Origin of the sequence: Acinetobacter sp. SFD (assembly GCF_001647575.1) — a bacterium.
Classification (GTDB): domain Bacteria; phylum Pseudomonadota; class Gammaproteobacteria; order Pseudomonadales; family Moraxellaceae; genus Acinetobacter; species Acinetobacter pecorum.
Window position 1 is genome coordinate 445,945 of record NZ_LSZJ01000011.1, and the last position, 13,406, is coordinate 459,350.

At 44.3% G+C, this 13,406-nt stretch carries 13 protein-coding genes and 1 pseudogene; 9 read left to right on the forward strand and 5 right to left on the reverse strand.

The features are described 5' to 3' along the window. Positions 1-102 precede the first annotated feature (102 nt). The gene (locus AY605_RS07460; RefSeq protein WP_064095793.1) at positions 103-756 is read right to left on the reverse strand and encodes an OmpA family protein; all 654 of its coding nucleotides are present in this window, start codon (positions 754-756) and stop codon (positions 103-105) included. A gap of 252 nt (positions 757-1,008) precedes the next feature. Between AY605_RS07460 and AY605_RS07465 the strand changes: the two genes are divergently transcribed. The 6 genes from AY605_RS07465 to AY605_RS07490 all read left to right on the forward strand — a co-directional run bounded on the left by AY605_RS07465 (position 1,009) and on the right by AY605_RS07490 (position 5,642). Then, a complete protein-coding gene (locus AY605_RS07465) occupies positions 1,009-1,950 on the forward strand; it encodes an acyltransferase (RefSeq protein ID WP_064095794.1) in 942 nt (313 codons plus the stop codon). Positions 1,951-1,952: 2 nt separating this feature from the next. After that, a complete protein-coding gene (locus AY605_RS07470) occupies positions 1,953-3,017 on the forward strand; it encodes a hypothetical protein (RefSeq protein ID WP_064095795.1) in 1,065 nt (354 codons plus the stop codon). A 159-nt stretch (positions 3,018-3,176) separates the two neighbouring features. Further along, positions 3,177-3,890, forward strand: a complete 714-nt coding sequence (minC, locus tag AY605_RS07475; protein ID WP_064095796.1) for a septum site-determining protein MinC — start codon at positions 3,177-3,179, stop codon at positions 3,888-3,890. Between the two features lie 66 nt (positions 3,891-3,956). Beyond that, entirely contained in the window at positions 3,957-4,769 is an 813-nt protein-coding gene (gene minD / locus AY605_RS07480) for a septum site-determining protein MinD (RefSeq protein WP_064095797.1), read from the forward strand. 2 nt (positions 4,770-4,771) lie between these two features. Continuing rightward, entirely contained in the window at positions 4,772-5,044 is a 273-nt protein-coding gene (gene minE, locus AY605_RS07485) for a cell division topological specificity factor MinE (protein ID WP_005096032.1), read from the forward strand. 310 nt (positions 5,045-5,354) lie between these two features. Continuing rightward, positions 5,355-5,642 carry a PA4642 family protein gene (locus tag AY605_RS07490; RefSeq protein WP_064095798.1) on the forward strand — a complete coding sequence of 96 codons (288 nt, stop codon included), beginning with the start codon at positions 5,355-5,357 and terminating at the stop codon, positions 5,640-5,642. A gap of 59 nt (positions 5,643-5,701) precedes the next feature. Here the strand turns inward: AY605_RS07490 and AY605_RS07495 are convergent, their stop codons facing one another. Then, on the reverse strand, positions 5,702-8,764 hold the full coding sequence (locus AY605_RS07495) for a DNA translocase FtsK (protein WP_064095799.1): 3,063 nt from the start codon (positions 8,762-8,764) through the stop codon (positions 5,702-5,704). A 249-nt stretch (positions 8,765-9,013) separates the two neighbouring features. Between AY605_RS07495 and trxB the strand changes: the two genes are divergently transcribed. From trxB to AY605_RS07510, 3 genes are all read left to right on the forward strand, one after another. Further along, positions 9,014-9,976 carry a thioredoxin-disulfide reductase gene (trxB, locus tag AY605_RS07500; RefSeq protein WP_064095800.1) on the forward strand — a complete coding sequence of 321 codons (963 nt, stop codon included), beginning with the start codon at positions 9,014-9,016 and terminating at the stop codon, positions 9,974-9,976. 82 nt (positions 9,977-10,058) lie between these two features. Then, entirely contained in the window at positions 10,059-10,790 is a 732-nt protein-coding gene (gene aat / locus AY605_RS07505; RefSeq protein WP_064095801.1) for a leucyl/phenylalanyl-tRNA--protein transferase, read from the forward strand. Between the two features lie 21 nt (positions 10,791-10,811). Further along, positions 10,812-11,627, forward strand: coding sequence for an arginyltransferase (locus AY605_RS07510; RefSeq protein ID WP_064095802.1), 816 nt, complete (start codon positions 10,812-10,814; stop codon positions 11,625-11,627). Between the two features lie 15 nt (positions 11,628-11,642). On the opposite strand, the gene rimI is transcribed toward AY605_RS07510, so the two are convergent. From rimI to AY605_RS14880, 3 genes and pseudogenes are all read right to left on the reverse strand, one after another. Beyond that, the gene (gene rimI, locus AY605_RS07515) at positions 11,643-12,101 is read right to left on the reverse strand and encodes a ribosomal protein S18-alanine N-acetyltransferase (RefSeq protein ID WP_064095803.1); all 459 of its coding nucleotides are present in this window, start codon (positions 12,099-12,101) and stop codon (positions 11,643-11,645) included. Positions 12,102-12,206: 105 nt separating this feature from the next. Beyond that, positions 12,207-13,088 carry a metal-dependent hydrolase gene (locus AY605_RS07520; RefSeq protein ID WP_064095804.1) on the reverse strand — a complete coding sequence of 294 codons (882 nt, stop codon included), beginning with the start codon at positions 13,086-13,088 and terminating at the stop codon, positions 12,207-12,209. Between the two features lie 220 nt (positions 13,089-13,308). Beyond that, positions 13,309-13,406 (reverse strand): annotated as a pseudogene (locus AY605_RS14880) (elongation factor Tu); the annotation flags it as partial.

Below are 13,406 nucleotides of genomic sequence, written 5' to 3' on the forward strand. Positions count from 1 at the left end.
GGCACTTTGCCTAATGCAAATTACGTTTTTAATGGTCAAGGTTCTGGCACAAAAAAACCACCCGAAGGTGGTTTTTTAATTCGCCGTTCAATCCATAAAGAATTATTGGATTGCGTAAATGCTTAGCTCAACACGACGGTTTTGCTCACGGCCTTGTGGAGTCGCATTAGATGCGATTGGATCCGCTGAACCAAGTCCTTGCGCATTAATGCGTGTAGGTGAAATACCCTGAGCAATCAGGTAGTTTGCAACAGCTTGTGCGCGTGCCTGAGACAACGGGATATTGATTGAGTCATTACCAGTGCTGTCGGTATAGCCAGTTACCAGGATACCGCTCTTGGTATCTTCAGTCAGCGTTTGCGCAACCTTGTTTAAAGTTGAGTAGAAATTCGGTTTGATATTCGATTTATTGGTATCAAACGTAATGTTACCTGGCATGATCAAGCCAACAGAGCCGTCTGGATTACGGTTAACTTCTACACCAGTACCCGCCATTTGCTGACGTAATTTTTTCTCTTTGTTATCTAGATAAACACCTGTTGCACCACCCAAGACTGCACCAATAGCAGCAGCACGGTTGTTTTGACGGCTAGTATTCGCATTGCCTTTAGAAATACCGTATCCTGCTGCTGCACCAATCAAGGTACCTAAAGCAGTTTTGTCATACTCAACACCACCCAGGTTATTCCCTGTTGATTGACAACCTGTAAGCGCTACTGCCCCTGCTACAGCTGCTGAAATTACTAGTGCACGCATTGCATGCCTCCTTTTGTATGCTTTGTTGTATAAGCGAGATAATGGATGAAATAGAATGGGATCACCATTGAATTTTTGTTAATAATAAATCGTTTAGTAATATTTTGTAATGTTTATATGTAACTATTTCAAGGTACTTCATCACAATATCTTCATAGTTTCCTATTCAGACTTTTTTATTTGCTCAACTGTCTCTATATTACTCAAAATATGAAAAAATTTAAGCGATTAATCTCGGGGGACTGATCTGATATGTCATCGAATAGCAACAAGCAACCGACGTTAAAAAAACTGGCACGTGGCCTGACGGTCACTTCAGTCATGACCGGCAGTACTTTTTTTCATGGTCCCCCGGTGCTGGCTTTGGGCTTAACTAAACTTTTTAAAAAATCCGCAAAAGTAGATGCAACCAATATCAAAATTACTAATAGCTGGTTAGGGGTCAACAACTGGCTAATTGATCATGTCCTGAAAAATACGCAATGGCAAATCAGCGTAGATGAATCCCTGAATTTGAATATGCAGGGCCGCTATTTGATGACCTGCAATCATCAAAGCTGGGTGGATACGACCGTTAATCAATACTTTGGCGTATCCCGTATGCCTCTGACGCGTTTCTTTACCAAATGGGAACTTATTTTTATTCCTTTTGTTGGTCAGGCCTTTAAAATTTTGGGCTTCCCAATGATGAAACGACATAGCAAGGAACAGATTGCCAAAAATCCTGCGCTGAAATCCCGGGATATGGAAGAGGCACGTAAATCTTGTGAACAGCTGATCAGTCAGCCGTTTACCTTGTTAAATTATCTGGAAGGCACCCGCTTTACCCAAGAAAAGCATGATCAGCAGCAGTCTCCTTATACCTATTTACTGAAACCTAAGGCCGGTGGTCTGGCATTGGCACTCAGTATTCTTGGCGATAAAATTGATGCGCTGGTCGATATGACCATTGTTTATCCTGACGGCATTCCAGGTTATGGTGAATTCTGGTTAGGTGAAGTGCCACGTATTGCGGTAAATTTAAGAAAAATTGATATTCCTGACTGGGTGCTCGGTGGCAATTATGAAGATGATGCTGAATACCGTGCACGTTTCCAGAAATGGATAGATCAGATCTGGACTGAAAAAGATCAGCTCATCGCACAAATGCAGCAGAACTTTGCCCAAGCCCCGATCGGATCTGTAACCGAGTAATTATGAACAACGACAACCCGGACATTACCTCCAGCTCATTTAAATTTGTTCGTAAAGGAACTTGGGGCTGGAAAATTGCACTGATTTACGACATTTTCATGATGGTTTTAATTATCATCAACCTGTTCTGTCTCAGTGCCAATGCCATTTTAATGAGCGATTTTGGTCACTGGTTGTTTGACTTCATTCGTTTACCTGAAATATTACAGTTTTATAAAACTGAATTACGTCCTTGGGTCATCATTACCGAGGGCTGGTTTACCACTTTCTTGATCTGTGAATTACTGGCACGCTGGGTCATTGCGATTGTCCTGCGTCATCATCGACGCTGGTGGTTCTTCCCTTTTGTGCACTGGTATGAAATTTTAGCCATTCTCCCGCAGTTGCGTTTTCTGCGTCTGCTGCGTGCAGTGGCGATTGGCTACAACCTGCATAGCCATGGTTATAAAGTGATTCCCGCTCGCTGGTACCGCCAAGGCAATTTTTATTACAACATGCTGATGGAAGAGCTTTCCAGCCGGGTGGTCCTGACCGTACTGGACGGTATCAAGCGTGAACTGACCACAAGCACATCACATAAACAGTTGATTGATGATTTGGTGGAACATCACCGTAAATTACTGGCCATTGCTTTGGCAGATATCTTGCAGGAATCTTTAGGCAAGGAACTACAGGCTCAACGTTCCATGATCGCTAAAAATATTGGACAAGTGGTTAATCAGGCGATTGAAGATACTCCAGAACTTACTCAGCTGCTACGTCTGATTCCAATTGTGGGCAGCCGGATTGAACAGCAAATTCAAAGTATTGGTCAACGCCTAGGCGAAAATATTACTCAGGGCCTGATTGAGCCGTTTACCCATACAGGTACAAAAGAAAATCCGACTTTTACCCTAATTTCAGATAAAATCAGCCAGATACAGATTGAACATAATCCACATATTGATAAATTGGTTGAATCGGCTGTTTTTGAAACACTTGAAGCAATCCGAAAACAGGTAAAAGTCAAACAGTGGCAACAGATTCTAGAAGAACATGAGCAAAATCAGAGCTCAATAGATAAGTAAATTTTAAAGTACAGAATCGGATCAATCCGTCCGGTTCTGTTCGCATAAAAAAATAACTGAGATCGCTAGAGAATTACTGCAATTTGTTCTAGGATTTGCACTATTTACAACATTGCTTCGACACAAAACCAGCACGTCAGAAGTATTTAAGGAAGAATTATGGCTGATATACGGATAAAAGGCAGAATGGTCAATGCGATACGCATTAGCCTAGATACCAATGATCATGATGCAATCCGCCAGCAACTTAGCCCAAAATTACAAGCAGCATTTCCACCCGGCACTTTGGCAGTCATTGAAAGTTCAGTTGAACAGGAACTCATTGCATTAATCCAGCTGTTAATCAGTCTGGATGTACAGCCTATGGCCGTAACTGAAGGCTTACTTGGCGATCAGGCGCGTGCCATTCAGTTCCCGGTACTGCCACCTGACCGCCAGCTAGAAGAAATTAAAGCCACCAAAGAGCAGGTCGTGGAAGTTAAGCCAGAACCTGCTGCAGAGGATAATGAGCAAACATCTGCGCCTCCAATCGTTGCCCACATCACCTCATACCATGATGAAATTCTGCGTACCGGTCAATGTATTGTGCAACATAATGGCGACATTATTCTCAATGCCGGTCTTAACAGCGGTTCAGAAATCATTGCATCGGGTAACATCCATGTCTATGGCAGTGCCCGCGGTCGCCTGATTGCGGGTGCTGGCGGTAATACTGCAGCACGCATTTTCTGCCATAACCTCGAAGCAGAACTAATCTCGATTGCAGGAACCTATTGTGTGGCGGATGACATTCCACCTCATGTGGTTAAAAAATCAGTGCATATTTACTTGAATGATCAACTAGAGCTTGTATTTGAAGCTCTACAATTTTAATGTATAAATAAACACCAAAAACCCCATTTTAAACAGGGGATTTGAACCATAACAGGAGTGGATTCGGTGGCGAAAATTGTTGTCGTAACGTCAGGCAAAGGTGGTGTAGGTAAAACTACAACAAGTGCATCTTTTGCAACAGGTTTAGCCCTACGTGGTCACAAAACTGTTGTTATTGATTTTGATGTAGGTTTACGTAACCTTGATTTGATTATGGGCTGTGAACGCCGTGTAGTTTATGATTTTGTGAATGTTTTAAATAACGAAGCACGATTACAACAAGCACTGATTCGCGATAAAGATATTGAAAACTTATATATTTTACCTGCTTCCCAAACACGTGATAAAGATGCCTTAACCGATGAAGGTGTGGCACGCGTAATGGATGAGCTTTCGCAGGAATTTGACTATATTATTTGTGATTCACCTGCCGGTATCGAGCGTGGTGCTATTTTGGCCATGTACCATGCTGACGAAGCGATCATTGTGACCAACCCTGAAATTTCTTCAGTACGTGACTCTGACCGTATCATTGGCATGCTCGATAGCAAAACAAAAAAAGTAGAACAAAACGAAGGTCGCATTCGTAAGCACCTGTGTATTACCCGTTTCAATCCGGAACGTGCCGATAAACAGGAAATGTTGACCATTGATGATATTTCTAAGGATATTTTACGTGTACCAACCTTAGGCGTTATTCCTGAGTGTCCAAGCGTTTTACAGGCATCGAATGAAGGTAAGCCAGTGATTAATTTCACTGAAGCTGCAGCTGGTCAGGCCTATGATGACCTGGTTGCGCGCTTCCTTGGAGAAGAGCGTCCTTACCGTCATATCGAGGTGAAACCTAAGGGCTGGTTAGCACGACTATTTGGAGCGTAGACATGGCAGGATTCTGGAGTAAACTTTTTAGTGGCGAGGATAAACCATCAAGTGCACGGACTGCTAAAGACCGTTTGAAGGTCATCGTTGCATCCGAACAAGGCTTGGGTCGTCGTTTGAGCCAAGACAAAATTGACCAGATGAAGACTGAAATCATGCAGGTGGTCAATCGTTATGTCCGCGGTGTCGATGAGCAGCATATTCAAATGTCGGTACGTTCGGAAGCCAATATTGAAATGCTTGAAATGAATATCAATTTACCTGAAGAACGATAATCTGATTTTTGATTGGTCAAGCAAATTGATTCAAGGCAAAATATGAGCCTGAACAAAGCACTGCTTTGTTCAGGCTCAAGACGAGAAGCTTTGCTGCGAGTAAGCTAGATATACCAAGTATTATTTTACCCGGCCGCAAGGCGAGAAACTTGCTTCGAGTAGGCTGGTCATAAAGCTCTGCTTTACCCAGTCGCAAGACGAGTAACGAGACTTCGCCTAGACAACGTCGTTTTAAAGACATTGTCACTTGCGTACTCATATTTTGCCTTTTTTCATGCCGAAAAAACTACATTAGATCAAGGAAATTGCGATGGCATTATCTCAACCAGCAACTTTTAACGAAGAATGGTCAGATGAGCGTGTATTTGCCTACCTGAACCAGCTTCCTCCTGCAGGTGTTAATGCGGATTTTCATGTGCTGTATCATGCTTTCAAACATATGCGTCCATTCGATTATGAACGCCTGTTGACGAAATTTGTTGCTGATGGCCGCAATGTCAATGCAACCAATCCGGAAGGGCAACGCATTCATGACGTGATTGCCACCTACCCACGTCAAAGTGCCGAGTTTCTGGATGTATTGGCAAAATTTGCCTGAGTCAAAAATACATAAAAAAGCCTGCTTTGAAAGCAGGCTTTTTTATTGAAGATAGACTACTAAACCAGAATCTCGCGTTTGCCATTAGCACCCATACCGCTGACAATGCCGTTTTCTTCCATCTGGTCGATGATCCGTGCAGCACGGTTATAGCCCAGACTGAATTTACGTTGCAAGGATGAAGTAGAAGCCTTACGGGTTTCCAAAACAAAAGCAACACACTGGTCATACAGCGCATCGCGGTCTGATCCACCGTCGCCACCGTCTTCAAAACCACGGCTCGATGGCTCTTCATCAAATGGCGTCAGGATCTCGTCGACATAATTTGGTGAACCACGTTCACGCCAAGCGTCACAGACCCGGTTGACTTCGTCATCGGCAATAAAAGCGCCATGCACACGCTCAGGTTCGATTTTACCCGGACCCAAGAACAGCATGTCACCGTGACCGAGCAAGTCTTCTGCACCACCCGCATCCAGAATAGTACGCGAGTCGATCTTGGAGTTAACCCGCAATGCGACACGTGTTGGAATATTGGCTTTGATCAAACCGGTGATTACATCTACTGAGGGACGCTGGGTCGCAAGCAGCAAATGAATACCGGCCGCACGTGATTTTTGTGCCAGACGGGTAATCATTTCTTCGGCTTTTTTACCCACCTGCATGATCATATCCGCGAACTCATCCGCGACAATCACAATGGAAGGCAACGGCGTCAAACGCGGCGCACGCTCACCCACAACAGAATCGCTGGCTTTCCAGGTTGGATCGATCAGGTCTTCACCATTGGCAATCGCCTCTTCCACCTTGCGGTTATAGTCGCTCAGTTTACGGATTTTCAGGAAAGACATCAGTTTATAACGACGTTCCATCTCATTGACACACCAGTTCAATGCGCTGACTGCATCTTTCATATCAGTGACTACAGGCGTCAACAAATGTGGAATATCATTATAGTTTGCCAGTTCCAGCTGCTTCGGATCGATCAGAATGAGACGCAATTCATCTGGGGTATATTTCAGCAACATCGATAGAATCATCGAGTTGACCGCCACCGATTTACCGGAACCTGTGGTCCCTGCCACCAGCATATGCGGCGCTTTACCTAGATCAGCAATTACCGGATTACCGGAAATATCCTTACCCATTGCCATAGAGAGAATACTATTCGGATCAGTAAAGGCGGGGATGGTCAAAAGTTCGATTAAACGGACCATTTCACGGGTGCTGTTTGGTACTTCAATTCCGATATACGGCTTGCCTGGAATGACTTCAACCACACGCACCGATGCCATCGACATCGAACGTGCCAGATCACGCGAAATATTCGTCACTTTAGAAGCTTTTACCCCTGGCGCCAGATCCAGTTCAAAACGTGTCACGACTGGGCCTGGCTGTGCTTCTACCACCTTGGCTTTGACGTTGAATTCTTGCAACTTGATTTCAAGCAGCTCAGATAAACGTGCCAGCTGCTCTTCGGTAAAATTCACTTTTTTATTGGGATCGACTTCATCCAGTAAATCCAGACCTGGAAGCGGTGATAAATCTTTACGGCGCTCTGCCACCTGCATGGCACGTGACATCGGACGTCCTGATGCATCAGTTAAAGGCGCATCAAAATCAAACTCGTCTTCATCCTGGGGCTTGCCAGCAGTTTCATGCCAGGCTTCAATAAAATCTTCTTTGGATAATGCTTCCCGGACTGCAGCATTGCTGGCCGAAGTGGCAGATGTAGCCTGCTCTATACCCTGATGCTGAATCGGGGCCTGTACAAAAGCAGAAGATTGCGCATAACTCGATGCACGTACCGGTTGCCTTGGTTCATCTTCCTCAATCAGCAAATCACCCAGGTCATCCAGATCGGCCTGTAATGCGCTATTTTTCACCCCATGTGCCGTTGCCATAGCAGCCATAGCCGGAGCAACATTTACCATATCCTCTACAATTCTTGAGGTCTTTTCAGCCGTTACCGGATTGAATGGGCTATGCACATCCGTCGCTGTCTTGCCCTGTGGAACCGCAGCCAGAAGCTCGTCAAAGATTTCATCATCATCCCAGTCCAGGCCTGTATGTGGCGCAGATGTGGTTCTGGTTTGAGAAGGAGCCTGCGCTGAAACAGCTTGTTCTGCAGCTAAAGGCGATACAGAAGAGTTAAGCTGTTCCTCTTCGGCTGCTTTGAGTAAGGCATCAATATCCTGTTTATGACGCTGATCCTCAGTAGAATGTAAGGCACGCCATATCTGCCCTGTTGCTACCACACGATCAGACTGTGGTGGCTCTTGCTGTGCTTTTTTAAATGTTTCGACTGGCTCCTCAGCAACCTGCTGCACATTTTCAGGAATATCGTCATCGAACCGGGATTGCTGGGATTCTTTATCGGCAAAATCATCAAATAGACGTTCAGCCACCTGATCACGCACTACCGGATCTATTTCTACCAGTTGATGCTCAGGCGCAGGCGTGACTGCAACCGCTACTTTTTTCGTAGTATTGACTGGCTCTTTTTTCGCAACAGGTGCAGTACGGTCAAAATCAGACATGCCTTCAGGCACATTACGGTAGAACAGGTCTTGTAAATAAGCAGGCGTTGCTTTGAGGCTGCTCCAGGTCTTGTTCCACTTCACCCCAAACGCCAAGGTAAATAATACCACCCAAAGCACTAGCAGGAAGAATGCTGCACCATATACAGTCAGCAGTTGTTCCAGACTCTGACCTAATTCATAGCCAATAATACCGCCGGAAGAATTATCCAGCGTATCTGCAGGCACTTGCCAAAATAAAAACAGCAATGCTGAGGTGGTCAGTAACAGGAAGAATTGGGCAGCATAGCGAAATGGCCGGTTCAGGAAGCTGCGCGGCCACCAGACCTGAATTGCTTCCATAAACAGATAGACAGGAATCAGCAGACTTGCCCAACCGAGAAAGCCAAACAAAAGGTCTGCAATCCAGGCACCCGCAACCCCACTCGCATTCGAAACGGTTTGTGTATCACTGGAAATGTGCATCCATCCCGGATCAAATGGCGTATAGGTCACTGTTGCAAGAAACAGATAAATCCCAAATGAGACTAAAAATAATGTCATTATTAAGCGCTGTGCATAGGCACTCGACACCGCTGTCATATACTGTCCTGTAACCAATTCTTCATGAATATTCTTTTGCTTTAATACTTAAAAAAAGCGACGCAATAATCTATATATTATGCACCTGTTCTATAAAAAAAGATGCACTATTGTGCAAGCACAATGTTACTTATGCTATATAGCCCAAATCGATTTCAATGATCAATAATATCGACTTTAATCTCACACCACTGTTATACAGTTTCACGTATAATTCAATAAATTTCTAAATAAAAAAGGATACAGCTGATGAGCGCACGTCACTCACGACTGATTATTTTAGGTTCGGGCCCTGCAGGCTATAGTGCAGCAGTCTATGCAGCGCGGGCAAACTTGAAACCTACCCTGATTGCCGGCTTGCAACTGGGCGGTCAGCTTACCACGACAACAGAAGTAGATAACTGGCCGGGTGATCCTGAAGGCCTAACCGGTCCAGCCTTGATGGAACGTATGCAGGCGCATGCAGAGCGCTTTGGCACCGAAATCGTATATGACCATATCAATGAAGTGGATCTTAGCCAGCGCCCGTTCGTGTTAAAAGGTGATATGGAAGAGTTTACTTGTGATGCCCTGATCATCTGTACCGGTGCCACTGCCCAATACCTTGGCCTGGAATCTGAAGCTGCCTTTATGGGTCAAGGTGTCAGTGCTTGCGCGACCTGTGATGGTTTCTTCTATAAAAACCAGAAAGTGATGGTCGTAGGTGGTGGTAATACTGCTGTGGAGGAAGCGTTATATTTATCTAATATTGCTTCTCACGTAACCATGGTTCACCGCCGCGACTCATTACGTTCTGAAAAAATCTTGCAAGAGCATTTATTTGCTAAAGAAAAAGAAGGCAAGATCAGTATTATCTGGAATCATCAGGTCGATGAAGTCCTGGGTGATGCACAATCCGGCGTAACTTCAGTACGTATTAAGTCAACCTTGGATGGCTCGACTCAAAATGTCGACGTGACCGGCATGTTTGTCGCAATTGGTCACAAGCCAAATAGCAGCATGTTTGAAGGCCAGTTAGAGCTTCGTGACGGTTATATCCAGGTGCAAAGCGGTACTACAGGCAATGCAACACAAACTTCTGTACCGGGTGTATTTGCAGCTGGTGACATTGCTGACAGTATTTACCGTCAGGCCATTACTTCTGCAGGTTCAGGCTGTATGGCTGCGCTTGATGCAGATAAATATCTTGATGCGATGGGCAAACTGGACTAAGCAGCAACTATAAAAAGCCGTCCATCTTGGGCGGTTTTTTTATGTATGATAAAAATAGCCTATTTAAAGATCGGATTTTTGCATGCATCTCCTTCCTCCTTCACAGTATATATTTCCCAATCCGCTCGAGGTTGATCCTGAAGGTGAAGGCCTGATTTGTATTGGTGCTGACCTCTCCCCTTCCACACTTTTTGAAGCCTATACGCATGGTTTATTTCCATGGTTTTCAGAAGGTGATCCAATTTGCTGGTGGAGTCCGGAACCGCGTTGCATTATTCGCCCCGAAGATTACCATCCAAGCAAATCCCTGCTACGCAATATGAAAAAGCAGGATTATAAAATTACAGTCAACCATGCTTTTGAAAGGGTAATCCGTTGCTGCTCCCTGCCTCGTGCTTATGCTGAAGATACCTGGATCAGTGAAGATATCATCGCAGGCTATTGCGATATGTTTGAAGCCGGATACGGCTATAGCATTGAGGTCTGGGATGAAAATCGCATCGTAGGTGGACTTTATGGTGTGACCATCGGTCAGGGCTGTTTTGGTGAGTCCATGTTTAGTACACAAACTGATGTTTCTAAAATGGCTTTCTACACTTTAATGTTGATTGGGCAAGAAAATAAACTGCCCTGGATTGACTGCCAACTGGTCAATGATCATCTGTTAAGCTTGGGCGCCTGTACACTTTCTCGCCAAGCCTATCTTAATTCGTTACAAGATATCGTAAAAAAGCCGGCGATTGATTGGAAAAAGTATCAGGAAGGTGTATTTTCAAGTAAAACAATAGCGCAAAACGCGCGATTAAGTGAATGAAAATAACAGAGGGTAGTTGTTATGAATTCTTATCAGCCCAAGGCCCTACTGAACGATTTACAGTATTATATTACGCCGCCGCATGATTGCAGCTATCTGCCCAATAAGTCGGCGCGCATGGTTTTTCTGGATCCTGCACATCGTATTGATGTGGTAACTTTATCCGAGCTGTCGCGTACCGGTTTCCGCCGCAGTGGTGATTTCGTCTATCGCCCTGAATGCCATCTTTGCCGTCAATGCCTGTCTTCGCGCGTACCTGTTACTGAATTTCGCATGAACAGTTCACAAAAAAAAGCCTGGAAACGTAATCAGGATCTGGTGATGAAAATTACCACTCCAGAGCAGGCGGGTGATTTACATTATGCATTGTATGAACGCTACATAAACGAACGTCACGCAGATGGCGACATGTTCCCTCCGACTCACGATCAGTTTGAAAAATTTTTATTGCAAAGCTGTACTGACAGCTTCTTTCTGGAATTATGGCAGGATCAGCGTTTAATCAGCGTTTCCACCTGCGACCTGCTGGATGATGGCATTTCGGCCGTTTATACTTTCTTTGACCCAAATGAAAATCGCCGCTCACTGGGTGCATTTGCAATCTTGAAACAGATTGAACATGCACAAAAGCTTGGTTTGAAATTTGTTTATCTGGGCTACTGGGTTCCACATTCAGCCAAGATGAACTACAAATCCCAATACCTGCCGCTTGAATTACTGATCGATGGACAATGGCGACGCTTAAATCATGCCTTAAGTGCCGCAGAGATTCAGCATTTGGGACACTCATTAATGACGACCTTACCTAGCGGATGGAATCATCAGATTATTAAATAAGATGGCCCGTCTCTCTTATTTAAACAGGCTGGCAAAATCATCCGTACATGCCTTGACCATAATGATGGCATGTTCACGACTGCCATTGGCATTTGGATAATAGTTCTTGCGCAGATCAATCTGATGAAAGCCTGATTTTTCATATAGCTTGATCGCAGCCTGATTACTCTCGCGTACTTCCAGGAAAATCTGCACCGGATTATTTTTCAGCATCGCCACTGAAGCCTCCAGCAACTGATAGCCCAGGCCCTGTCCCTGGTGTGCCGGATCAATCGCCATTAGCAATAAATTGGCTTCATCCAGCACCGGTTGTAAAATACAAAATCCGGCTACCTGCCCTTGCACTTCAATCACGGTACTTTGATAAGCAGTCACTGCATCCTGAAACTGCTTTAAGGTCCAAGGATGTGATTGGACCAATCTTTCAATTTTAACAACGGCCTCTACATCCACTGCTTGCATCAAACGAATCATCTTCGTTCATCTTATATAGATTCAACCTCCGCATTATAGAAACTTCATAAAAAAAATCGAGTAAAAAAAAGAGCGATTCCAGTCGCTCTTCACTCTTCATCTTTATTAAATACCCAATTTTGCTTTCCAGCCCGCCAGCAGTTGATCTGTATAATGATCATTCGGATGGAATCCCGGTTTAAAATACATCAGCATTTCCTTAGCCATGCCGGTAATGATGCCTTTGGAAGGACTATAGGCATAGCTATAAATGGCCTTCAAGGATTCAAGATTGAGCTGCTGATCCTGTTTGAGTAATCGTGCAAGGAAATAGCTTTGCACCACAAATAAGGTGGCCATTGCGATGACCAAGGAAGACGTACGCAGTGCATATGCTTTTAAGCCTTTGCCAAAAACCCCCTCAAAGACATCATAAGCGACTGCCTTATGTTCATTTTCTTCGACTGCATGCCATAACCACATGGTTTTCATGGTCTCATCTGTCATCAGTTCCTGAATATGGCTATTGGTTAACAGCTGTGAGGCGATGGTTGCGGTAAAGTGTTCAAGTGCTGTTGTCGCGGTTAAATCTATCATTTCCTGGCTAATACCCACAGGTTTAGCCAACTTTGCCATGAACTTTCGCGTTGTTTGAATGACTTTATCGGTGTAATGATCAAGCGTATCGACATCATGACCATACTTTTGCGCAGAAGCATTAAAGCCGATATGCTCGTGAGTATGCATCGCTTCCTGACCAATAAAGGCGGAAATTTCTTTTTGTAAGGCTTCATTGTGAGAAATCGCAGGATGTTTACGCACCGCGCGGACTGAATCTATAAAAAACTTTTCACCTGCTGGAAACAGTGCAGATAATGCGGTCATAAAATGAGTAAGACCAGCTGAACCATTCATCCAGTATTCTGGTACAGCATCAAAATCGAAGTTCATGCGACGAACTGGAAAACTTGCACCCGCACGATTGGTAATATTTACTTTAGCGTTCATGTGACTACTCCCATCAAGCCCGTCCAGGCCTGAAAATGTAATATTCATATTCTTATCTGTATATTACGTGGGATTTTTTTTTACATAAGCGCTGTTTAGGTCAAGCCAATATCAGTTAAGGACAGCTTTAGATAAAATTGTCAGACAATTTATTTTTGGTTTCATAAAAATAAGAATTAAAAAAAGCGCCCCAAAGGAGCGCTTTTTTTACAATCAAGGATTATGCAGTTACTTTAGAAACTACACCAGCACCAACTGTACGACCGCCTTCACGGATCGCAAAACGTAGACCTGGGTCCATTGCGATCGGGTGAATTA